The following is a 21,601-nucleotide window of genomic DNA, read 5'->3' as shown; positions in this document are numbered from 1 at the left end:
TGGCCGCTCACCGCAGGGCGAGCGGCGCTTCGCTGGCAAGCTTGGCCTTGCGTTCGGCGCTGAACTTCCACCACGGCTGCGCCGCCTCGCCGTCCATGAAGCGCACGATCGACAGGAACACATCGATCACGCAGGGGTCGTGCAGCACGCCGGTGCGCAGGCATAGCTGTGCATGCATGTCGTAGGCATCGCGACCGCGCAGCTGCGCAGGCACGCGGATGCCGATCAGGCGCAGGTCCTTTTCGCAGGCCGGCCCGACGTTGGGCAGGTCGGTCAGCTGCAGCAGGTGCTGGCGGTCCACCTTGGCGGGATTCATGGCCGGCGAGGATCCTGTTGAATGGGCAAGCGACTAGCTGCGCTGCACGCGCAGGCGTTCGAGCACGCCGTCCAGCGTGTCCAGATCGGTGTAATGGATCACCAGCTTGCCCTTGCCGCCGCGGCCGTGATTGAACACCACCTTGGTGCCCAGCGACTCGGACAGTTCGGTTTCCAGCGAGGCGATATCGGCCTGTGGGGCCACCGGCGCCGGCTTGCCCTTGCGCAGCGAGCCGGGCACCTTGCCGGCGGCGAACTGCTGCGCGCGGTGTTCGACTTCGCGCACCGACCAGCCCTGGTCGGCCGCTTCCTGCGCCAGCTTGCTGGCCAGCTCCGGCGCCAGGGTGAGCAGCGCGCGCGCGTGGCCCATTTCCAGTCGGCGGGTTTCCAGCAACACGCGGATGGCCACCGGCAATTCCAGCAACCGCAGCAGATTGGACACCGACGCACGCGAACGTCCCACCGCGCCGGCGGCCTCGGCATGGGTCAGCGAAAATTCGTCGATCAGCCGCTGCAGCGCCTGCGCTTCTTCCAGCGGGTTGAGGTCTTCGCGCTGGATGTTTTCGATCAGCGCCATCGCGATGACGGTGCGGTCGTCCAGCTCGCGCACCACCACCGGCACCTCGGTCAGCCCAGCCAGCTGCGAAGCGCGCCAGCGGCGTTCGCCGGCCACGATCTCGAACTGCCCCGGCGCCAGCTCGCGCGCCACGATGGGCTGGATCACGCCCTGCGCCTTGATCGACTCCGCCAACTCGGCCAGCTTGACCTCGTCCATCTCCCGGCGCGGCTGGTACTTGCCCGGCTGCAGCTGGGTCACCGGCAACTGGCGCAAGCTATCGCCAGGCTGCAACGCCTGTTCGTCGGCACCGGCCGGTGCTGCGGCGGCGGCCGCACCCTTGGGCCCCAACAGCGCTTCCAGGCCACGGCCCAGGCCACGCTTCTTTGCGGGCATCGGCTTGTTCATCAGACGGTCTCCACCGGCCGGACGGCCTTGTTGCGGTCGTTCTGGCGACGCACGATCTCGCCGGCAAGCCCCAGGTAGGCCACCCCGCCGCGCGAGGTGCGGTCGTAACCGACGATGCTCTGGCCATGGCTGGGCGCCTCGGCCAGGCGCACGTTGCGCGGCACGATGGTGCGGAACACCTTGTCGCCGAAATGCTCGGTCAATTCGGCCGATACCGCATTGGCCAGGTTGTTGCGGATGTCGAACATGGTGCGCAGCACGCCTTCGATTTCCAGCGCCGGGTTGAGGTTGGCGCGCAGCGCTTCGATGGTTTCCAGCAGCGCGGTCAACCCTTCCAGCGCGTAGTACTCGCACTGCATCGGCACGATGATGGAATCGGCCGCGGTCAACGCGTTGAGCGTGAGCAGCGACAACGCCGGGGGGCAGTCGATCAGGATGAAGTCGTACTCGTCGCGGATCGGCGCCAAGGCGCGCTTGAGCCGCTGTTCGCGCTCACCCTGGTCCATCAGCTGGATCTCGGCGGCGGTCAGGTCGATGTTGCCCGGCAGCAGGTCGAAGCCTTCCGGCGCGGTGACCCGGATCTGCGCGGCGGTGTTTTCGCCCAGCAGCAGGTCGCAGGTGGAGGCGGCCACATCGCGCTTGTCGATGCCGCTGCCCATGGTGGCGTTGCCCTGCGAGTCCAGATCCACCAGCAACACGCGCTTGGGCGCGCGCGCCAGGCCGGCTGCCAGATTGACGGCGGTCGTGGTCTTGCCGACGCCGCCTTTCTGGTTGGCAATGGCGATGATCCGGGCCATGCGGAAGAGCCTCGTGGGCGAAGAGTAAGACCGGCCATTATGCGGGCAGGGCGTCGGATCGGGAAATGCCGCCCGCGGCGGTGCGCCGCACGGGCGGGATGCCGCAAGCACCGGTCAGCCGGCGGGCGGGGCGCTGGCGGGTGGCTCCTTCATGGCCCGGTAGCGCTGCAGGATGTCGGTGATCTCGCCATCCAGCGCCACCCGCTGCTGCTCGAAGCTGATCTGCAGACGCAACTGTGCCATCAGATCGCGATGGCGCTGCTGGATGTCGCCGGCCAGCTTGTCGGCCACTGCCTGGCCGGCCAGCTCGCGGTCGCCGGCGCTGCGCAGCAGGCTAGCCAACCCTTCGCGCAGGCTGGTCACGTTGAAGCGCGCGGTATGGATGTTGTTGTCCACGATGGCGATGCGCTCCTTGAACACCCGGCGCAGGTCGTCCTCGCTCTGATACGACATCAGCATCGCCTGGTCGGTGCGCTGGCGCATCTGCTCGGCGGCCAGATCGGCCTGGCGCTGCTGCTCGCTGGCCGCAGCGGCAGCGCGCTCGTCGCTGCTCATGGCGCGCTGCACCTCGGCGCTGCGCATCCCGCTTTTGACGTTGAATTCGTCGCGCGCCTGGTTCACCGCCTCCGGCGGCAGCGTATCGCTGCACACGCGGGCGCCGTTCTGGTTCCAGCAATACAACTTCTTGGCGGCCGGCTTGTCCTGCGCACCGGCCGGCGCCGCCATGACCCATGTCGCAGCGACAGCCGCCGCAACGGCGAACAACGCCGAACGTGTATGTATTGGCATCATCGCAGCCCCCTGTCGCCTGCCGTCAGCCTATGGTGTCGGTCCCGTAGCGGCCACGATAGGCCAGCAGCGGTTCCTGGAAGCCCACAAGGTCGGCGTTTCCTGCCGCAAAAGCAAGCAGGTCGCCCAGGTTGGCCACTGCGATCACCGGGATGCCGGCCTCGGCTGCCACCGCCTGAGCGGCGGAACGGCGGTCCTGATCGGACGCGATTTCCTGCCGGTCCAGCGCCACCACGATCCCCGACGGCACTCCACCAGCGGCGCGGATGATGGCCAGCGCCTCGCGGATCGCGGTGCCGGCGGTGATCACGTCATCGACGATCAACACCTTACGGCCGGCCAGTGGCGCCCCGATCAGGGTGCCGCCTTCGCCGTGGTCCTTGGCTTCCTTGCGGTTGAACGCCAGCGGCAGGTCGCGCCCGCGCCCTGCGTAGGCGCAAGCCAGCGCGGTCGCCAACGGGATGCCCTTGTAGGCCGGCCCGAACAACAGGTCGAAGTCCAGCCCGGCCGCATCGATCGCATCGGCATAGCACTGCGTCAACTGCGCGGTCTTGGCCCCCGAATCGAAGCGCCCGGCATTGAAGAAGTACGGGCTGAGCCGCCCGGACTTGAGCGTGAACTCGCCAAAGCGCAGGGCATCGGCGTCCAGGGCCAGTTGCAGGAAACGGGTGCGGTGGTCGGTCATGGTGACGAGATTGGGGAGTAGGGATTCGGGATTGGAAAGCATAGCCGGTCGCGCCTTACGGCATCCGCCGATGCGGTACGCTTTCGCGAATCCCCAATTTCCACTCCCGAATCCCGGCTCTTCATCTATGCGCATCATCAGTTTCAACGCCAACGGCCTGCGCTCGGCCGCCAGCAAGGGTTTCTTCGCGTGGTTCGCTGCCCAGGACGCCGACGTGCTGTGCGTGCAGGAGACCAAGGCCCAGGAGCACCAACTGGCCGGGCCGGATTTCCTGCCCACCGGCTACAAGGCCTGGTTTCGCGACGCCAGCACCAAGAAGGGCTACAGCGGGGTGGCGATCTACAGCCGGCGCGAGCCCGACGAAGTGCGCACCGCCCTGGGTTGGCCCGAGTTCGACGAAGAAGGCCGGTACATCGAGGCGCGCTTCGGCAACCTCAGCGTGGTCTCTTTTTATATCCCGTCCGGCTCTTCGGGCGAGTTGCGCCAGGGCTACAAGTTCCAGGTGATGGAATGGCTGCGGCCGATCCTGGACGAGTGGCTGGCCAGCGGCCGCCAGTACGTGCTGTGCGGCGACTGGAACATCGTGCGTACTGCGCTGGACATCAAGAACTGGAAGTCCAACCAGAAGAATTCCGGCTGCCTGCCGCCCGAGCGCGACTGGCTCAACGGCCTGTGCGCCGATGCGGCAGACGACGCCAACCCCGCCGAAGGCCGCGGCTGGGTCGACAGCTACCGCGTCCTGCACCCGCAAGGCCAGGACTACACCTGGTGGAGCAACCGCGGCGCCGCGCGCGCCAACAACGTCGGTTGGCGCATCGACTACCAACTGGTCACCCCCGGCCTGCGCGACACCTTGCGGGCCTGCTCGATCTACCGCGAAGAGCGCTTCTCCGACCACGCGCCGTACATCGTGGATTACGCACAGTGAGGCAGGCCAAGTCGGGGGGTTGCGCCATAGCGCGCCCGCATGTTGCCGAACGGAGCCAAGACTTTGCCGCCAACAGGGCCATCTGGCGGCACCTTGGCTACCGCAGCACGCGTGGTGGCGCTCATTGGCCATTACGCAGCCCGCCGATGCTTTTCGGATCGTTATTCTTCGACACGGATGTGCGTCGTTGCAGGACTGCACAGACCGCGCAAATCCAGACGCGCGAGGCGATGACAGTCGTCCGCGGCGGGCCGCATGCAGCGATGCCGTGGGCATCGCCAGCCACCACGATCACGGGCGTTCACGCTCGCTGGTGTGAGGCATGACCACGCCCGCACCCACCTACAAAGGCTGGCGCGGCATCCAGCGCGCCTTCGCCACGCCATCGGCGGCGACTATGGCGCTGCTCGGCTTCGGCAGCGGCTTGCCGTTCCTGCTGATCGCCTCGCAGACCTTGTCGACCCGTTTGCGCGATGTGGGGCTGGACCTGGGCAGCATCGGCTTGATCAGCCTGGCCAGCTTCTTTTACCTGCTCAAGTTCCTATGGGCGCCGCTGATCGACCGCTATGCGTTTCCGCTCACCGCGTTTCTGGGGCGCCGTCGTTCCTGGCTGCTGGTGGCGCAGATCGGCGTCACCATCGGCCTGTTCGCGCTGGCATTTTCGCGCCCGGATCTGAGCGTCACCGGCCTGGTCGCTTGGGTGTTGTTCGCCTCGTTCTGGGGCGCTACCCAGGACTCGGTGGTCGATGCCTATCGCATCGAAATCGCGCCGGATGCCGCGCAGGCCGCGTTGGCGGCGACCTACACGCTGGGCTACCGCATCGGCCTGATCCTGGGCGGTGCCGGTGCGTTGTACATGGCCCAATACCTCGGCTGGACCTGGGCGTACGTGGGCATGGCCGCACTGATGCTGGTGCCGATCGTCACCACCTTGGTGTGCCGCGAGCCCGGCCGCCCCGAAGCCACGGTGGTGCGCCGCGTGGACGTCGCCGGTGCGTTCTGGCAACCGATTTCCAGCTTCTTTTCCAGCAATGGGCTGGCGCTGGGCATCGTGCTGCTGCTGTTCGTGGGCCTGTACAAGTTTCCCGACCAGGTGATCGGCGTCATGGCGGGCCCGTTCTATCTGGATTCGGGCTTCACCAAGGCCGATATCGCCACCGTTTCCAAGCTGTTCGGCGTGTGGATGGGGATTGTCGGCGCCTTCGCGGGCGGCGCGGCAATTGCCGCGTTCGGGTTCCGGCGCATGCTGCTGGTGGCCGCGCTGGGGGTGGCCTTGTCCAACCTGGCGTTCCTGCTGATGGCGCACAACCCCGGCAAGCTGTGGGCGTTCTATGCCGCGCTCAGTGCCGATAACCTCTTCCAGGGGTTCGCCGCCACCGTGCTGGTGGCTTTCATGTCCTCGCTGACCGACCGCAACTTCACCGCAACCCAGTATGCGTTGCTGGTCTCGCTGGCCAACCTGCCGGGCAAGTTTGCCGGTGGCGTGTCCGGGTTCGTCGTCCAGGCGACCTCCTACAGCACCTTCTTCATCCTCAGCGCCCTGACCGTCATTCCCACCTTGATGTTGCTGGCCTGGCTGTGGCCGCGGCTATTGGCGCACGACAGGCGGCCGGATTGAAACGTCCGCCAAGGTTGCCGATGATGCGCGCGGGGCAGCGCATTGCACGAGGCAGGGCATGACCGATCTGGTATTGCGTGACATCGACCCGGTGCTGGTGGACCGCATTCGCCGCATTTCCGTCGCACGGGGCTGGACCCAGCACCAGACTGTCATGCATCTGCTCGAACAAGGCCTGTTCGCCAGCGAATACGAAGTCACCGGCGGCCTGCAGCACCCGGAGGTCGATGCCCTGGCCGAGGCGATTGCCGCGCTCAAGGCGCTGCCGGCGGGAAACAATCCCTAGCGCTGCCGCAGCTCCATCCCGGCCGGCACAGCCCGCCCCGCTCACGCCGGATAGATCGCTCCCAACAGCCGAGGGCCGGCCGCCCCGGTCACCGAGGGCAGATTGGCTGCGCGTCCGGCCAGCAGCTCGGCCGCCAGCCAGGCAAAGCCCATCGCTTCCAGGTAATCCGGGTCCAGCCCGTACTGCGCGCTGGATTCCACCACCATGCCCGGCAGCCGCGCCACCAGTCGCGCCAACAGCACCGGATTGCGTACGCCGCCGCCGCAGACCAGCACCCGGCGCGTGGTTGGCTGTAGCCGCAGCAAGGCATCGGCCACGCTGGCAGCGGTGAGTTCGAGCAAGGTCGCCTGCACATCGGCAGCGTCCAGCCGCGCGCTGCCCATCGCCTGCACGGCCCAGTCCAGATGGAATTGCTCGCGGCCGGTGCTCTTGGGCGGCGGTAACGCAAACCACGGGTCGGCCAGCAGCGCCTGCAGCAAAGCTGCATCCACGCGCCCGCTGGCGGCAAACGCACCCTCGGCATCGAACGGCGTGCCGTGATGGCGTTGGCACCAACTGTCCAGCAATGCATTGGCCGGGCCGGTATCGAATCCCAGCACCGCGCCATCGCGCGCAATCAAGGTCAGGTTGCCGATCCCGCCCAGATTGAGCACCGCGCGGTCTTCATCGCCTGCGCCCAGCATGGCCAGGTGGAAGGCGGGCATCAGTGGCGCGCCCTGGCCTCTGGCGGCCACATCGCGGCGGCGGAAATCGGCCACCGTGGTGATGCCGGTGTGCTCGGCAATTCGGCTGGCATCGCCGATCTGCCAGGTGAACGTCGGGTTGGCGTTGGGCCGGTGGCGGATGGTCTGCCCATGCGAGCCGATCGCACGAATCTGCCGACGCTCCACGCCACTGTCGCCGATCAACTGATTGGCTGCCGCCGCGAATGCCAGCCCCACTTGGGCGTCCAGCTGGCCCAGCGCATCGATGGCCACCGTCTCGGCGCCCTGGCCTATCGCCACCAAGGTCTGCCGCAACTGCGGCTCCCACGCCACCGTCGCCCCGGCCACCAATTCGCAGCGGCGGTGGGTGGCGTCGGCAAAGCGCACCAGCGCGGCATCGATGCCGTCGGCGCTGGTGCCCGACATCAGGCCCAGATACAAGGGAGAGTCAACGTGTTCCAAGACAGACATGCCGAAGCCAGAAAGACACGGCCGGCCAGCTTGTGCAGCCGGGCCGGGTCCGTCAACCGGTATGACGTGGGTAGCAGCCGTGCAGCTGGCGCGTCATCGCCGGGCCGGCATGGGCTGCAATCGCTGCCACGGCCATCGCCTGTGCCTCGAGACGCCCTGCCCACCTCGGGCATCGTCAGATCGGCAGTCGCGCCAGAAGCTGTCGGTCGACAGCAGAGCCAGCTGCCGGATTGGGAAGTCGCAGCATTCACCACCCGCAGTTCGCTGCAGCAAGTAGCTGCACGGCAACGACCACGCGACACGGCTGGAGGGAGCGCCCAGCCCTTGCTGCGCCACTTCGCTACGCAGCCGCAACGCAGCTGACGCAATGACTAGCCGCAGGCGCTCAACTGCGCGACTTGCCCTTGGCCGGCTTGCCGGCGTCGGCGTAGATCAGCTTCTCCATGCCCTCGATGCGGGCCATGGCCGGCGCCGTCTGCGCGCGGAACGCCGCCAGTTCGGCGCCCTGCAGCGGCTCGGGCGGCGGCATCGTCACCGACATCGGATTGCGCTGCTGCCCGCCCACGCGGAATTCGTAATGCAGATGCGGGCCGGTGGCCAGGCCGGTCATGCCGACATAGCCGATCACCGTGCCCTGGTTGATGCGCTGCCCGGCCTTGATCTTGCCAAAGCGCGACATGTGCCCGTACAGCGTGCTGTAGTTCTTGCCGTGGTCCAGGATCACCACGTTGCCGTAACCGCGCTGGGTTCCGACAAACACCACCCGCGCATCGCCGGCTGCCATGATCGGCGTGCCCGAAGCGGCCGCATAGTCCACACCCTTGTGCATGCGCATGGTGCCCAGCACCGGATGCTTGCGTGCACCGAAGGTGGAGCTGATCCGGCTATAGGCCACCGGCATGCGGATAAAGCTCTTCTTGAGCGGGCGGCCAGTGATGTCGAAGTACTCGGCCGGTTTGCCGGCACGCTCGAAGCGGAACCCCGTATAGGTCTTGCCGCCAGTGGTGAACGTCGCCGCCAGGATGTCGCCGGTGCTGATCCGCTCGCCTTCGCGCCAGGTTTCATCCATGACCACGCTGAACCGGTCGCCGGGCTGCAGATCCTTGTCGAAGTCGATGTCGTACTTGAAGATCTCGTCGGTCATGATCGCCACCGCCGCCGGCGACAATCCGGATTTACCGGCCGAGGCATACAACGAACTGCTGATCTCCCCGCTGGCTACGACGGTGCGCGTGGTGGTCGCCCGCTCGGTCACGTTCTCGCGCACGGCGTCGCCCAGCAGGCGCAGTTCCACCCGATGACTGTCGTCGCGATCGAAGCGCAGTGCGCGCAGTTGGCCAGGCGTCGGCATGTCGAAGGCGATCTCGGTACCCGGTCGCAGCTTGGTCAGCGCCTCCTTGGTCCCAGGGTGCGCCAGCACCTGGTACATCACCGCAGTCGGGATTCCCAGCTCGCCGAACAAGGTGCTCAGGGTCTGGCCCGGCTTGACCTGCAGAATTTCCCAATCGGTGCTCGGCGCCAGCTGCTTGCGGCTGGGAATCAGCGGCGGCAACGGCAACGCCAGCGTGGAATGGCTGGAAAGCGGCGTGTCGATGGCGTTGGAAAAACCCGGCACGATGGTGGCAACCAGCGCACCGATGGTGGCGAACAGGCTGGCGTGGATCCAGTGACGACGTGTCCAGCGGTCATTGAACGCGGCCGGCAGATGCGCCTTGAGCTTGCGATGCAGTGCAGTGTCGTGAAGGACGTGGAGGCGTTCGTGAAAGCGCCGCTTGCGTGCACGGCCCTGCTCTGAGTTCTGCATCGTTCAAATTCCTCGCTGGCTCGAAGTGCGAGCCCAATCGCCGGTACCATAGACAGCCTGTAACAGCGCGTCAAACCATTGAGCCTGTTCATTATTTTCACTTGGCGCGGAATTAACTCGCGTTTAACATCATTCACGTTTTTGACGGCAAGCGCCGCTGGAGTCTGTGGTTGGCCACTATCGAAGAATCCCTCGCACTCATCGGCCGTGGTGCCGAAGAGATCCTCAAGCTCGATCAGCTGCAGGCGCGGCTCGCCACCGGTAAGCCGCTGCGGGTGAAGGCCGGCTTCGATCCCACCGCGCCGGATCTGCATCTGGGCCATACCGTGCTGCTCAACAAGATGCGGCAGTTTCAACAGCTCGGCCATCAGGTGATCTTCCTGATTGGCGACTTCACCGGGATGATCGGCGACCCGAGCGGCAAGAACGCCACCCGCAAGCCGCTCAGCCGCGAGGATGTGCTGGCCAACGCGCGCACCTACGAAGAGCAGGTCTTCAAGATCCTGGACCGCGAACGCACCGAAGTGCGCTTCAACTCCGAATGGTTCGGCCAGATGAGCGCAGCCGACATGATCAAGCTCTCTGCCCAGCACACGGTCGCGCGCATGCTCGAACGCGACGATTTCGCCAAACGCTTCGGCGGCCAGCAGCCGATCGCCATCCACGAATTTCTCTATCCACTGGTGCAGGGCTACGACTCGGTCGCGCTGAAGGCCGACGTGGAGCTCGGCGGCACCGATCAGAAGTTCAACCTGTTGATGGGGCGTGGCCTGCAGGAGCACTACGGTCAGGCCCCGCAGATCGTGCTGACCATGCCGCTGCTGGAAGGCCTGGATGGCGTGGCCAAGATGTCCAAGTCACTGGGCAATTACATCGGCATCAACGAACCGGCCATCGACATCGTCACCAAGACGATGAAGATCGGCGACGAGCTGACCTGGCGCTGGATCGACCTGCTGTCCTTCGATATCGGCCTGGCCGAAGCGGCGCGCCTGAAAGAGCAGGTCGCTGCCGGCGAACTGCATCCGCGCGAGGTCAAATTGCGCCTGGCACGCGAGCTGGCTACCCGGTTCCACGATGCCGCAACCGCGGAGCAGGCCATTGCCGGCTGGCATGCGGTGGTGACAGGGCAGGGCGACACCAGTCTGCTGCCGCTGCAAGAAGTGCTAGTTCCCGATGAAGGCCTGCGCCTTGCCGGCCTCCTGACTGCCGCCGGCCTGACGCCCAGCAACTCCGAGGCCACCCGCAAGCTCAAGGAGCGTGCGGTCAAGATCGATGGCGAAGTGGTGGAGGATCCCAGCCGCGTCTTCACGCGCGGCTTCGAAGGGGTCATCCAGGTAGGCAAACGCAATTTTGCCCGCATATTGCTCGTCACCGCGTAAAAAGCACACCGAGGTTGTTGCGAAGCGGCAATCTCTGTGGCCTCGCACGTCTTAACGCAGTAGATGGAAGTAACAGTCCCAGGTACTGGAAGGCTCCTGCCAACGTAACTAATGCGTAGCGCTCACTTTTGGCAATGGCGTGAAAAATTTTTCACAAAACGCTTCCCAAATCGGTTGGGTGGGCATATAGTTCGCCTCCCCGCCGCAACGGCCTCCGCAAACGCGGAACCAGAGCGAAAGGGTTCGAAAATTCCTTGAAATTAAGGTGTTGACGAAACGAAAAAGCCGGCTATGATGGGCGGCTCGCTATACGGAAAGACGCTTCGGCAGATTGAAGTGCAGCGGCGGCAACTTCCTCTTCACGAGGGGTTGACGAGGATGAAAAGCCTGCTAATATGGCCGGCTCGCTTCGCAGAAAACCTTCGGGTCGAAGCGAAGCAGCGTCAGCCACCTCGAAATGAGGTGTTGACGGCAAGAAAAAGTCCGCTATAATGGGCGGCTCGCTTCGACGGAAACGACGAAGCTGACGGGAACGGCGCTGAGGCCACTCCCCAAGTTCTTTGACAGTGTGCGCAGGTAATTTGTGCGGACGCCTGCAGGAAGGATGATTGTCCATCTTGCAGACGTTTAATCAAGCAACATATTAATTGCTTTGCAAGCGATAAGTTGCCAGTGGTTGGACTTCTGCAGCTAAAGTATTTGCCTTCGGGCATGTAATTTTAAGTGAAGAGTTTGATCCTGGCTCAGAGTGAACGCTGGCGGCAGGCCTAACACATGCAAGTCGAACGGCAGCACAGTAAGAGCTTGCTCTTATGGGTGGCGAGTGGCGGACGGGTGAGGAATACATCGGAATCTACTCTTTCGTGGGGGATAACGTAGGGAAACTTACGCTAATACCGCATACGACCTACGGGTGAAAGCGGAGGACCTTCGGGCTTCGCGCGGTTGAATGAGCCGATGTCGGATTAGCTAGTTGGCGGGGTAAAGGCCCACCAAGGCGACGATCCGTAGCTGGTCTGAGAGGATGATCAGCCACACTGGAACTGAGACACGGTCCAGACTCCTACGGGAGGCAGCAGTGGGGAATATTGGACAATGGGCGCAAGCCTGATCCAGCCATGCCGCGTGGGTGAAGAAGGCCTTCGGGTTGTAAAGCCCTTTTGTTGGGAAAGAAAAGCAGTCGGTTAATACCCGATTGTTCTGACGGTACCCAAAGAATAAGCACCGGCTAACTTCGTGCCAGCAGCCGCGGTAATACGAAGGGTGCAAGCGTTACTCGGAATTACTGGGCGTAAAGCGTGCGTAGGTGGTGGTTTAAGTCTGTTGTGAAAGCCCTGGGCTCAACCTGGGAATTGCAGTGGATACTGGGTCACTAGAGTGTGGTAGAGGGTAGCGGAATTCCCGGTGTAGCAGTGAAATGCGTAGAGATCGGGAGGAACATCCGTGGCGAAGGCGGCTACCTGGACCAACACTGACACTGAGGCACGAAAGCGTGGGGAGCAAACAGGATTAGATACCCTGGTAGTCCACGCCCTAAACGATGCGAACTGGATGTTGGGTGCAATTTGGCACGCAGTATCGAAGCTAACGCGTTAAGTTCGCCGCCTGGGGAGTACGGTCGCAAGACTGAAACTCAAAGGAATTGACGGGGGCCCGCACAAGCGGTGGAGTATGTGGTTTAATTCGATGCAACGCGAAGAACCTTACCTGGTCTTGACATCCACGGAACTTTCCAGAGATGGATTGGTGCCTTCGGGAACCGTGAGACAGGTGCTGCATGGCTGTCGTCAGCTCGTGTCGTGAGATGTTGGGTTAAGTCCCGCAACGAGCGCAACCCTTGTCCTTAGTTGCCAGCACGTAATGGTGGGAACTCTAAGGAGACCGCCGGTGACAAACCGGAGGAAGGTGGGGATGACGTCAAGTCATCATGGCCCTTACGACCAGGGCTACACACGTACTACAATGGTAGGGACAGAGGGCTGCAAACCCGCGAGGGCAAGCCAATCCCAGAAACCCTATCTCAGTCCGGATTGGAGTCTGCAACTCGACTCCATGAAGTCGGAATCGCTAGTAATCGCAGATCAGCATTGCTGCGGTGAATACGTTCCCGGGCCTTGTACACACCGCCCGTCACACCATGGGAGTTTGTTGCACCAGAAGCAGGTAGCTTAACCTTCGGGAGGGCGCTTGCCACGGTGTGGCCGATGACTGGGGTGAAGTCGTAACAAGGTAGCCGTATCGGAAGGTGCGGCTGGATCACCTCCTTTTGAGCATGACGTCATCGTCCTGTCGGGCGTCCTCACAAATTACCTGCATTCAGAGATGCGTATCGGCACAGGCCGGTATGCGAAAGTCCCATCATGGGGCCTTAGCTCAGCTGGGAGAGCACCTGCTTTGCAAGCAGGGGGTCGTCGGTTCGATCCCGACAGGCTCCACCATTTGAGTGAAACGACTTTGGGTCTGTAGCTCAGGTGGTTAGAGCGCACCCCTGATAAGGGTGAGGTCGGTGGTTCGAGTCCTCCCAGACCCACCACTCTGAATGTAGTGCACACTTAAGAATTTATATGGCTCAGCGTTGAGGCTGAGACATGTTCTTTTATAACTTGTGACGTAGCGAGCGTTTGAGATATCTATCTAAACGTGTCGTTGAGGCTAAGGCGGGGACTTCGAGTCCCTAAATAATTGAGTCGTATGTTCGCGTTGGTGGCTTTGTACCCCACACAACACGGCGTATGGCCCCGAGGCAACTTGGGGTTATATGGTCAAGCGAATAAGCGCACACGGTGGATGCCTAGGCGGTCAGAGGCGATGAAGGACGTGGTAGCCTGCGAAAAGTGTCGGGGAGCTGGCAACAAGCTTTGATCCGGCAATGTCCGAATGGGGAAACCCACTGCTTCGGCAGTATCCTGCAGTGAATTCATAGCTGCTGGAAGCGAACCCGGTGAACTGAAATATCTAAGTAACCGGAGGAAAAGAAATCAACCGAGATTCCCTAAGTAGTGACGAGCGAACGGGGAGCAGCCCTTAAGCTGGAATGGCTTTAGAAAAACAATCTGGAAAGATTGGCCATAGAAGGTGATAGCCCTGTATTTAAAAGGGCCACTCCAGTGAAGACGAGTAGGGCGGGGCACGTGAAACCCTGTCTGAATATGGGGGGACCATCCTCCAAGGCTAAATACTCCTGACCGACCGATAGTGAACCAGTACCGTGAGGGAAAGGCGAAAAGAACCCCGGAGAGGGGAGTGAAATAGATCCTGAAACCGTGTGCGTACAAGCAGTAGGAGCTCGCAAGAGTGACTGCGTACCTTTTGTATAATGGGTCAGCGACTTACTGTTCGTGGCAAGCTTAACCGTATAGGGGAGGCGAAGGGAAACCGAGTCTGATAAGGGCGCATAGTCGCGGGCAGTAGACCCGAAACCGGGTGATCTAGTCATGGCCAGGGTGAAGGTGCCGTAACAGGTACTGGAGGCCCGAACCCACGTCTGTTGCAAAAGACGGGGATGAGCTGTGATTAGGAGTGAAAAGCTAATCGAACCCGGAGATAGCTGGTTCTCCTCGAAAGCTATTTAGGTAGCGCCTCATATGTATCCTCTCGGGGGTAGAGCACTGTTATGGCTAGGGGGTCATCGCGACTTACCAAACCATTGCAAACTCCGAATACCGAGACGGACTGTATGGGAGACACACGGCGGGTGCTAACGTCCGTCGTGAAAAGGGAAACAACCCAGACCCACAGCTAAGGTCCCAAATTCACTGCTAAGTGGAAAACGATGTGGAAAGGCATAGACAGCCAGGAGGTTGGCTTAGAAGCAGCCACCCTTTAAAGAAAGCGTAATAGCTCACTGGTCGAGTCGGTCTGCGCGGAAGATTTAACGGGGCTAAGCAGTGAACCGAAGCTTGGGGTGCATAAAACTTGTTTTATGCGCGGTAGAGGAGCGTTCCGTAAGCCTGCGAAGGTGGATTGAGAAGTCTGCTGGAGGTATCGGAAGTGCGAATGCTGACATGAGTAACGATAATGCGGGTGAAAAGCCCGCACGCCGAAAGCCCAAGGTTTCCTTGCGCAACGTTAATCGACGCAGGGTTAGTCGGTCCCTAAGGCGAGGGCGAAAGCCGTAGTCGATGGGAAGCAGGTTAATATTCCTGCACCTCGCGTGAGTGCGATGGAGGGACGGAGAAGGTTAGGTGTACCGGGCGTTGGTTGTCCCGGGGAAAGGCGGTAGGTTTGGATCTTTGGCAAATCCGGGATCCTTTAAGACCGAGCACCGAGACGAGCCTTTTTGGCGAAGTCACTGATACCACGCTTCCAGGAAAAGCTCCTAAGCTTCAGCTCACGAAGACCGTACCGTAAACCGACACAGGTGGGTAGGATGAGAATTCTCAGGCGCTTGAGAGAACTCGGGTGAAGGAACTAGGCAACATGGCACCGTAACTTCGGGAGAAGGTGCACCCTTTTTGGTGGCTCGTGCGAGCTATAGCTGAAGAGGGTCGCAGAAACCAGGCCGCTGCGACTGTTTATCAAAAACACAGCACTCTGCAAACACGAAAGTGGACGTATAGGGTGTGACGCCTGCCCGGTGCTGGAAGGTTAATTGATGGGGTCAGCCGCAAGGCGAAGCTCTTGATCGAAGCCCCAGTAAACGGCGGCCGTAACTATAACGGTCCTAAGGTAGCGAAATTCCTTGTCGGGTAAGTTCCGACCTGCACGAATGGCGTAACGACAGCGGCGCTGTCTCCACCCGAGACTCAGTGAAATTGAAATCGCTGTGAAGATGCAGCGTTCCCGTGGCAAGACGGAAAGACCCCGTGAACCTTTACTATAGCTTTACACTGAACGTTGAGTTCGTCTGTGTAGGATAGGTGGGAGGCTATGAAACTGTGGCGCTAGCTGCAGTGGAGCCATCCTTGAAATACCACCCTGTCGTGCTTGACGTTCTAACCTAGGTCCGTTATCCGGATCAGGGACCGTGTATGGTGGGTAGTTTGACTGGGGCGGTCTCCTCCTAAAGAGTAACGGAGGAGCACGAAGGTACGCTCAGCGCGGTCGGACATCGCGCACTGTGTGCAAAGGCATAAGCGTGCTTGACTGCAAGATCGACAGATCAAGCAGGTACGAAAGTAGGTCTTAGTGATCCGGTGGTTCTGTATGGAAGGGCCATCGCTCAACGGATAAAAGGTACTCCGGGGATAACAGGCTGATACCGCCCAAGAGTTCATATCGACGGCGGTGTTTGGCACCTCGATGTCGGCTCATCACATCCTGGGGCTGTAGTCGGTCCCAAGGGTATGGCTGTTCGCCATTTAAAGTGGTACGCGAGCTGGGTTCAGAACGTCGTGAGACAGTTCGGTCCCTATCTGCCATGGGCGTTGGAAGTTTGAGAGGGGCTGCTCCTAGTACGAGAGGACCGGAGTGGACGAACCTCTGGTGTTCCGGTTGTCACGCCAGTGGCATTGCCGGGTAGCTATGTTCGGAAGCGATAACCGCTGAAAGCATCTAAGCGGGAAGCGCGCCTCAAGATGAGACTTCCCGGGGCACAAGCCCCCTAAAGGAACCATGTAGACTACGTGGTTGATAGGTCAGGTGTGTAAGTACAGCAATGTATTGAGCTAACTGATACTAATGATCCGTGCGGCTTGACCATATAACCTCAAGTTGCCTTGGTCCCAACGAACGTTGGTAGATCATCAAATGCAAGCTACGTCACAAGTTAACTATGCGAGGCTGAGCGCCGTAGGTGCTTCCATACGCAAACGCTTGCACACCCGTGCTCACGTTTGAGGAAGCAGCAACTGGCGACGCTCCAACCGTCTCCCTGGTGAAATTAGCGCTGTGGAACCACCCGATCCCATCCCGAACTCGGAAGTGAAACGCAGCTGCGCCGATGGTAGTGTGGCTCAAGCCATGCAAGAGTAGGTCATCGCCAGGGGCTTTACCCCGAAACCCTCAGTCCGCAAGGACTGAGGGTTTCTTTTTACGCCCAAATTGATGCAAGACCCAGTCGGGAATGGCCTCAGGGCGCCCGAAAGCCGGCGGCGACCCAGGTGCTGCAGCAGCACAGCACATGAGATAACCGCCGCAAGTCGCCTGGCAGTGGGGCGCCAGGCGCCTTACCCACAGCACCGCGCTCACCCAACCGCCTTGCCCGCTCGTCCCTGCGCCGCTTGCCAATCGGCGCCGACATCGCCTTCGTGGCAGCAGGGCCAAGGCTCCCGTACGGCTGCTGCCTGCGAATGCCCCGCAACACAAAGCACGTGCTCCCCGTAACCTGCGGGCCACCGGCACTGAGGGTTTATCCTTAGCCGCCAAACCGCCTGGCCAGTGCCAGGCGCGCCAGGCGGCAGTCGCTGGAGCCGATCACAGCACGATCAACGGCTGGTCGAGCAGGCTCATGCAGGCATGCATGAGCAGTCCCAGGTACTGGCCCACCAAAGGCGTGGCTCAGCATTACATTGCTACGCCATGGATCGCTTCCACGCCGTGCAATCGAAGGAGCGATTACGGCGAGCCGTAAACGCCAAGGGCCGCCGCTGCGAGAGACCCGCAGCGTCATAGCGAAACAAGTCGTGCACCCTTCTAGCGTTAGTCCACCTGCCTGGCCAGGGCCAATGCCAGTGCCAGTGCCAGTGCCAGTGCCAGTGCCAGACGCTGGGGCGGCAGTCGCTGGAGTCGATAACAGCACGATCAATGGCTGGCCGAGCAGGCGCATGCAGGCATGCATGAGCAGTCCCAGGAAACTGGCCCACCAAGGCAAGGCTCAGCATTACCTTGCTACGCCATTGACCGCTTCCATGCCATGCAATCGAAGGAGTAATTACGGCAAGCCGTAATCGCCAAGGGCCGCCGCTGTGAGAGATCCGCAGCGTCATAGCGAAACAAGTCGTGCACCATCTAGTTTTAGTCCACCTGCTTGGCCAGGGCCAGACACCGGGGCGGCAGTCGCTGGAGTCGATAACAGACAGCGCCCCTGTTAGCCTCGCTCGGCCGACGTCCTTGCCCGCCCGCCCTTGATACGAAGGATGGCCTACAGCAGACCGGTCACGGCATCTGCAATGTTTCCCACATCTTGGTGAGACCAAATCGAAGGCACCAGTGGCATCACGGTGTGCGGTGAAGGTATCCGATAAGTCTTGGATCGAATCCAGCGATGTGCATCGAGGGAACACCCATGGAGCGACCGACTCGAACAGCTGGGGAAGTGCACCGCGAATTCGCCCCGGTTTCGCCAAGTGGGGGCCGATGCTTTATGTCGTTGGGATATTCACCACCACAGACAGCTTGAAACACTGCGCCCAACGAACAAAAAACCCCGCCTAAGCGGGGTTTTTTGTCGTGCTGACAGTACATCTGGCTGCAATCGGTGGAGACTGACCGATTAGCGCTGAGGCCATGATCTGCTGGCTGGTATCAGTCGCCCAATGTCAGCAGCGAGGCGTTACCGCCGGCTGCGGTGGTGTTGACGGTGACGACCTTCTCGGTAGCAAAACGCAGCAAGTAATGCGGGCCGCCCGCCTTGGGACCGGTGCCGGACAGGCCCTGGCCGCCGAACGGTTGTACGCCGACCACGGCGCCGATCTGGTTGCGATTGACGTAGACGTTGCCTACCGCCACGCGCGAGGTGATGCGGTCGATCGTCTCATCGATACGCGAGTGGACACCCAACGTGAGGCCGTAACCGGTCGCATTGATCTGCTCGATGACGGCATCGAGCTGGTCGGCCTTCCAGCGAATTACATGCAGCACCGGCCCGAAAATTTCGCGTTGCAGCTGCGACAGCGATGTCAGCTCATAGGCACGTGGAGCGAAGAAGCTGCCATGCGCGGTGCTGGCGTCCAGGGCGGTGCTCCCGATCAGACGCGCTTCGCGATCCATGCGTGCAGCGTGATCGTCGAGAATCTTGAGTGCATCAGCATCGATCACGGGGCCAACGTCGGTCGAGAGCAGGCCCGGATCACCGATCTTCAACTCGCCCGTTGCACCGGCCAGCATCGTCATGACCTTGTCGGCGATGTCGTCCTGGACGAACAGGACGCGCGCCGCGGAGCAGCGCTGCCCGGCCGAGATGAAGGCGCTGGAAATGGCGTCCTTGACCACCGCTTCGGGCAACGAGGACGAGTCGGCGATGAAGGCGTTCTGGCCGCCGGTTTCGGCGATCAAGACGCCGATGGCGGCATCGCGTGCGGCCAAGGTGCGGTTGATGATGCGTGCGGTTTCGGTAGAACCGGTGAACGCGACGCCGGCAACGCGCGGGTCGTTAGTCAGCGCAGCACCAACGGTAGCGCCGTCACCTGGCAGGAACTGCACCGCCGCTTCCGGCACGCCGGCTTCGTGCAGCAGTTTGACCGCTGCAAAGCCAATCAGGTTGGTTTGCTCGGCCGGTTTGGCGATGACCGTATTGCCGGCCGCCAGCGCTGCGGCGACCTGGCCGAGGAAGATCGCCAACGGGAAGTTCCATGGACTGATGCAGACAAAGACGCCACGCCCGTGCAGCTGCAGCTCGTTGGATTCGCCGGTTGGCCCGGGCAGGCGCTCGGGTGCACCGAACTGCGCACGCGCCTGGCCTGCGTAATAGCGCAGGAAATCGACGGCCTCGCGGACTTCGGCCACGGCGTCGGGCAGCGTCTTGCCGGCTTCCTTGACGCAGATCGACATGAAGTCGGGCATGCGCGTTTCGAGCAGATCGGCCGCATGTTCCAGGATGGTGGCGCGGCTGGCCGCAGGTGTGCGGTTCCAGGCCGGTTGCGCGGCCGCAGCGCTGGCCAGCGACTTCTGGACGGTATCCGGATCGGCCGGGTGCCACTGTCCAACCGTCTCGCGGCGATCTGCCGGATTCAACACCGCTTGGCCAGGCGTGCTGATTACCGCACCGGGCACCAGGGGCGTGGCCTTCCACGGTTTGATCGCAGCGTTGAGTTGCTCGGCGAGCAGGCGCAGATCGTTGTCGTTGGCGAGATTGGCGCCCATGGAGTTTTTCCTGTTCTGGTTCTGGCTACGCAGCACATCGGCTGGCAGTGGAATCTTGGGATGCGGGATGGAAGTAAATGACGTTACCGCTTCGACCGGGTCGCGGATGAGGTCTTCGATGGCGACATCCTCGTCGGTGATGCGATTGACGAAGCTGGAATTGGCGCCGTTTTCGAGCAGGCGACGCACCAGATACGGCAGCAGATCTTCGTGCGAGCCGACCGGTGCATAGACGCGGCATGGCAGATCGAGACGATCGGCAGGAATCACTTCGGCATACAGATCATCGCCCATGCCGTGCAGTTTCTGGTGCTCGTAGGTCTTGCCTGCCGCAATCGCGCGGACTGCGGCAATGGTCTGCGCGTTGTGCGTGGCGAACATGGGGTAGAACGCATCGCTGTGCGCGAACATGCGACGTGCGCATGCCAGGTACGACACGTCGGTGTTTTGCTTACGCGTAAACACCGGATAGCCGGGATGCCCTTCGATCTGGGCGCGCTTGATCTCTGCGTCCCAGTAAGCGCCTTTGACCAGTCGCACCGGAATGCGTCGCCCGACACGGCGCGCCAGATCGGCAAGAAAATCGATCGTGTACGGCGTGCGTTTCTGATACGCCTGCACGGCCAGGCCATAACCCTCCCAGCCATCCAATGACGGGTCGGAGAAAGTGGCCTCGATGATGTCCAGCGACAGTTCCAGCCGGTCGGCTTCCTCGGCGTCGACGGTGTAGCCGATGCCGTAGGACTTGGCCAACTGCGCAAGCTCCAGCACGCCCGGCACCAGCTCTGCCATCACGCGGGCGCGCTTGGCATGCTCATAGCGCGGATACAGCGCCGACAGCTTGATCGAGATGCTGGGCGCGGCGAATACATCGGTACCGACGAAACTGCCGCTGCGGCCGATCGCATGAATCGCATCGCGATACGCCTGCAGATAGCGCTGCGCATCCTTCATGGTGAGCGCGCCTTCGCCAAGCATGTCGAACGAATAGCGGTAGTTGGCGTTGTCGCCCTTGCGCGAACGCGACAGCGCTTCGCCGATGGTGCGGCCCATGACGAACTGATGGCCCATGATCTTCATGGCCTGGCGCACGGCCAGGCGGATCACCGGCTCGCCGACGCGGCCGATCAGGCGTTTGAAGGCGCCCGGCACATCGGCGCGGGTGAGGTCGTTGAGCTGCACCAACTGGCCGGTCAGCATCAGGCCCCAGGTGGAGGCGTTGACCAGCACCGAATCGCTGCCGCCCATATGCTTTTTCCAATCCGCATCGCCGAGCTTGTCGCGGATCAGCTTGTCGGCGGTGTCCTGGTCGGGAATGCGCAGCAGTGCCTCGGCCACGCACATCAGCAGCACGCCTTCTTCGCTACCCAGGTCGTATTGGCGCATGAAGGCCTCGATGGCGCCCTGATTCTGCGCACGTGCCCGCACACGGGTCACCAGGTCGGCCGCGATCGCCTGCACCTTGGCTTGCTCGGCGGCAGGCAGGCGTGCCTGCTCGAGCAATTCACGCACGTGCTCGGTTTCGTCCTTGAGCCAGGCGGCGGTCATGGCAGCACGCAATGCGCCAGGTGCGGCGGGCAGTTCGGGCGCCAACAGCGGGGGCGCGACTGAGGTAGAGGCAAGCGGGTCGAGCTGTGCGTTCATGCGAAAGGTGCCTTGGATTCTCTGCGCATTCTAGTGAGCCAGACGGCGTGCGCACTTGTGTGGAAGCGGCGGCTTTCCCGCCGTTTTGTGCATGCCGCCACCGCAGGTGCGCGACACGGCGTGCCGGCACCGCCATTGTCGAGCAACGCAGAAGTGATTGATTTGCCCGCACTTTTAGCTGCACTGCAGCAAATTTTTGATCGTTGGAAATGCTTGCCGCATGTGTTGGCGCGGGTCTACCATCGGACTATTC

At 62.1% G+C, this 21,601-nt stretch carries 12 protein-coding genes, 2 tRNA genes and 3 rRNA genes; 9 read left to right on the top strand and 8 right to left on the bottom strand.

The genetic code is table 11. The features are described 5' to 3' along the window. Nucleotides 1–7: 7 nt before the first annotated feature. From FLG15_RS19295 to pyrE, 5 genes are all read right to left on the bottom strand, one after another. Nucleotides 8–316: a helix-hairpin-helix domain-containing protein gene (locus FLG15_RS19295; RefSeq protein WP_008571192.1), complete on the bottom strand. Its 309-nt coding sequence runs from the start codon at nucleotides 314–316 to the stop codon at nucleotides 8–10. A gap of 33 nt (nucleotides 317–349) precedes the next feature. Beyond that, nucleotides 350–1,279 (bottom strand): ParB/RepB/Spo0J family partition protein, encoded by a 930-nt coding sequence (locus FLG15_RS19290; RefSeq protein ID WP_017156762.1) that lies wholly within the window; start codon nucleotides 1,277–1,279, stop codon nucleotides 350–352. Further along, complete coding sequence (locus tag FLG15_RS19285; protein ID WP_005914407.1) at nucleotides 1,279–2,076, bottom strand: ParA family protein; 798 nt, start codon at nucleotides 2,074–2,076, stop codon at nucleotides 1,279–1,281. The genes FLG15_RS19290 and FLG15_RS19285 overlap by 1 nt, the downstream gene beginning before the upstream one ends. Before the next feature lie 114 nt (nucleotides 2,077–2,190). Continuing rightward, nucleotides 2,191–2,841 (bottom strand): hypothetical protein, encoded by a 651-nt coding sequence (locus FLG15_RS19280; RefSeq protein ID WP_017158746.1) that lies wholly within the window; start codon nucleotides 2,839–2,841, stop codon nucleotides 2,191–2,193. Nucleotides 2,842–2,890: 49 nt separating this feature from the next. Further along, entirely contained in the window at nucleotides 2,891–3,550 is a 660-nt protein-coding gene (gene pyrE / locus FLG15_RS19275) for an orotate phosphoribosyltransferase (RefSeq protein WP_150147081.1), read from the bottom strand. Between the two features lie 127 nt (nucleotides 3,551–3,677). Here pyrE and FLG15_RS19270 point away from each other — a divergent pair, with 127 nt between their 5' ends. The 3 genes from FLG15_RS19270 (at nucleotide 3,678) to FLG15_RS19260 (ending at nucleotide 6,382) form a co-directional block, all read left to right on the top strand. Continuing rightward, nucleotides 3,678–4,478: an exodeoxyribonuclease III gene (locus FLG15_RS19270; RefSeq protein WP_057677598.1), complete on the top strand. Its 801-nt coding sequence runs from the start codon at nucleotides 3,678–3,680 to the stop codon at nucleotides 4,476–4,478. Between the two features lie 322 nt (nucleotides 4,479–4,800). Continuing rightward, nucleotides 4,801–6,096, top strand: coding sequence for an AmpG family muropeptide MFS transporter (locus tag FLG15_RS19265; protein WP_057677599.1), 1,296 nt, complete (start codon nucleotides 4,801–4,803; stop codon nucleotides 6,094–6,096). A 58-nt stretch (nucleotides 6,097–6,154) separates the two neighbouring features. Further along, complete coding sequence (locus FLG15_RS19260) at nucleotides 6,155–6,382, top strand: hypothetical protein (protein WP_003489057.1); 228 nt, start codon at nucleotides 6,155–6,157, stop codon at nucleotides 6,380–6,382. 41 nt (nucleotides 6,383–6,423) lie between these two features. Here FLG15_RS19260 and FLG15_RS19255 read toward each other — a convergent pair whose 3' ends face one another. Both FLG15_RS19255 and FLG15_RS19250 read right to left on the bottom strand, forming a co-directional pair. Further along, nucleotides 6,424–7,557, bottom strand: a complete 1,134-nt coding sequence (locus tag FLG15_RS19255; RefSeq protein ID WP_057677600.1) for an anhydro-N-acetylmuramic acid kinase — start codon at nucleotides 7,555–7,557, stop codon at nucleotides 6,424–6,426. Nucleotides 7,558–7,942: 385 nt separating this feature from the next. Further along, nucleotides 7,943–9,361 carry a M23 family metallopeptidase gene (locus FLG15_RS19250; RefSeq protein WP_039572392.1) on the bottom strand — a complete coding sequence of 473 codons (1,419 nt, stop codon included), beginning with the start codon at nucleotides 9,359–9,361 and terminating at the stop codon, nucleotides 7,943–7,945. Between the two features lie 170 nt (nucleotides 9,362–9,531). Between FLG15_RS19250 and tyrS the strand changes: the two genes are divergently transcribed. The 6 genes from tyrS to rrf all read left to right on the top strand — a co-directional run bounded on the left by tyrS (nucleotide 9,532) and on the right by rrf (nucleotide 16,669). Then, nucleotides 9,532–10,743 (top strand): tyrosine--tRNA ligase, encoded by a 1,212-nt coding sequence (tyrS, locus tag FLG15_RS19245; protein ID WP_057677601.1) that lies wholly within the window; start codon nucleotides 9,532–9,534, stop codon nucleotides 10,741–10,743. Nucleotides 10,744–11,463: 720 nt separating this feature from the next. Then, nucleotides 11,464–13,010: ribosomal RNA gene (locus FLG15_RS19240) — 16S ribosomal RNA — on the top strand. 95 nt (nucleotides 13,011–13,105) lie between these two features. Beyond that, nucleotides 13,106–13,181: transfer RNA gene (locus FLG15_RS19235), tRNA-Ala, on the top strand. Nucleotides 13,182–13,199: 18 nt separating this feature from the next. After that, nucleotides 13,200–13,276 (top strand) — tRNA-Ile (locus tag FLG15_RS19230). Nucleotides 13,277–13,503: 227 nt separating this feature from the next. Next, nucleotides 13,504–16,384 (top strand): 23S ribosomal RNA (locus tag FLG15_RS19225). A gap of 170 nt (nucleotides 16,385–16,554) precedes the next feature. Beyond that, nucleotides 16,555–16,669 (top strand): 5S ribosomal RNA (gene rrf, locus FLG15_RS19220). Together the 16S, 23S and 5S rRNA genes with 2 tRNA genes alongside form the textbook arrangement of a ribosomal RNA operon. Before the next feature lie 1,478 nt (nucleotides 16,670–18,147). Here the strand turns inward: rrf and putA are convergent. Next, a complete protein-coding gene (gene putA / locus FLG15_RS19215) occupies nucleotides 18,148–21,348 on the bottom strand; it encodes a bifunctional proline dehydrogenase/L-glutamate gamma-semialdehyde dehydrogenase PutA (RefSeq protein WP_057679188.1) in 3,201 nt (1,066 codons plus the stop codon). Between the last annotated feature and the right edge of the window lie 253 nt (nucleotides 21,349–21,601).

Source organism: Xanthomonas phaseoli pv. dieffenbachiae, from assembly GCF_008639345.1.
Classification (GTDB): Bacteria; Pseudomonadota; Gammaproteobacteria; order Xanthomonadales; family Xanthomonadaceae; genus Xanthomonas; species Xanthomonas phaseoli.
The sequence above is the reverse complement of the archived record's forward strand: the minus strand, read 5'-3'. Positions and strand labels throughout refer to the sequence as shown.

Excerpts from the sequence above, each read along its gene's own strand:
- FLG15_RS19265 (WP_057677599.1), top strand. The coding sequence starts at position 4,801 with ATGACCACGCCCGCACCCACCTACAAAGGCTGGCGCGGCATCCAGCGC.
- putA (WP_057679188.1), bottom strand. The coding sequence starts at position 21,348 with ATGAACGCACAGCTCGACCCGCTTGCCTCTACCTCAGTCGCGCCCCCG.
- FLG15_RS19295 (WP_008571192.1), bottom strand. The coding sequence starts at position 316 with ATGAATCCCGCCAAGGTGGACCGCCAGCACCTGCTGCAGCTGACCGAC.
- FLG15_RS19270 (WP_057677598.1), top strand. The coding sequence starts at position 3,678 with ATGCGCATCATCAGTTTCAACGCCAACGGCCTGCGCTCGGCCGCCAGC.
- FLG15_RS19285 (WP_005914407.1), bottom strand. The coding sequence starts at position 2,076 with ATGGCCCGGATCATCGCCATTGCCAACCAGAAAGGCGGCGTCGGCAAG.
- FLG15_RS19255 (WP_057677600.1), bottom strand. The coding sequence starts at position 7,557 with ATGTCTGTCTTGGAACACGTTGACTCTCCCTTGTATCTGGGCCTGATG.
- pyrE (WP_150147081.1), bottom strand. The coding sequence starts at position 3,550 with ATGACCGACCACCGCACCCGTTTCCTGCAACTGGCCCTGGACGCCGAT.
- FLG15_RS19250 (WP_039572392.1), bottom strand. The coding sequence starts at position 9,361 with ATGCAGAACTCAGAGCAGGGCCGTGCACGCAAGCGGCGCTTTCACGAA.
- FLG15_RS19260 (WP_003489057.1), top strand. The coding sequence starts at position 6,155 with ATGACCGATCTGGTATTGCGTGACATCGACCCGGTGCTGGTGGACCGC.
- FLG15_RS19290 (WP_017156762.1), bottom strand. The coding sequence starts at position 1,279 with ATGAACAAGCCGATGCCCGCAAAGAAGCGTGGCCTGGGCCGTGGCCTG.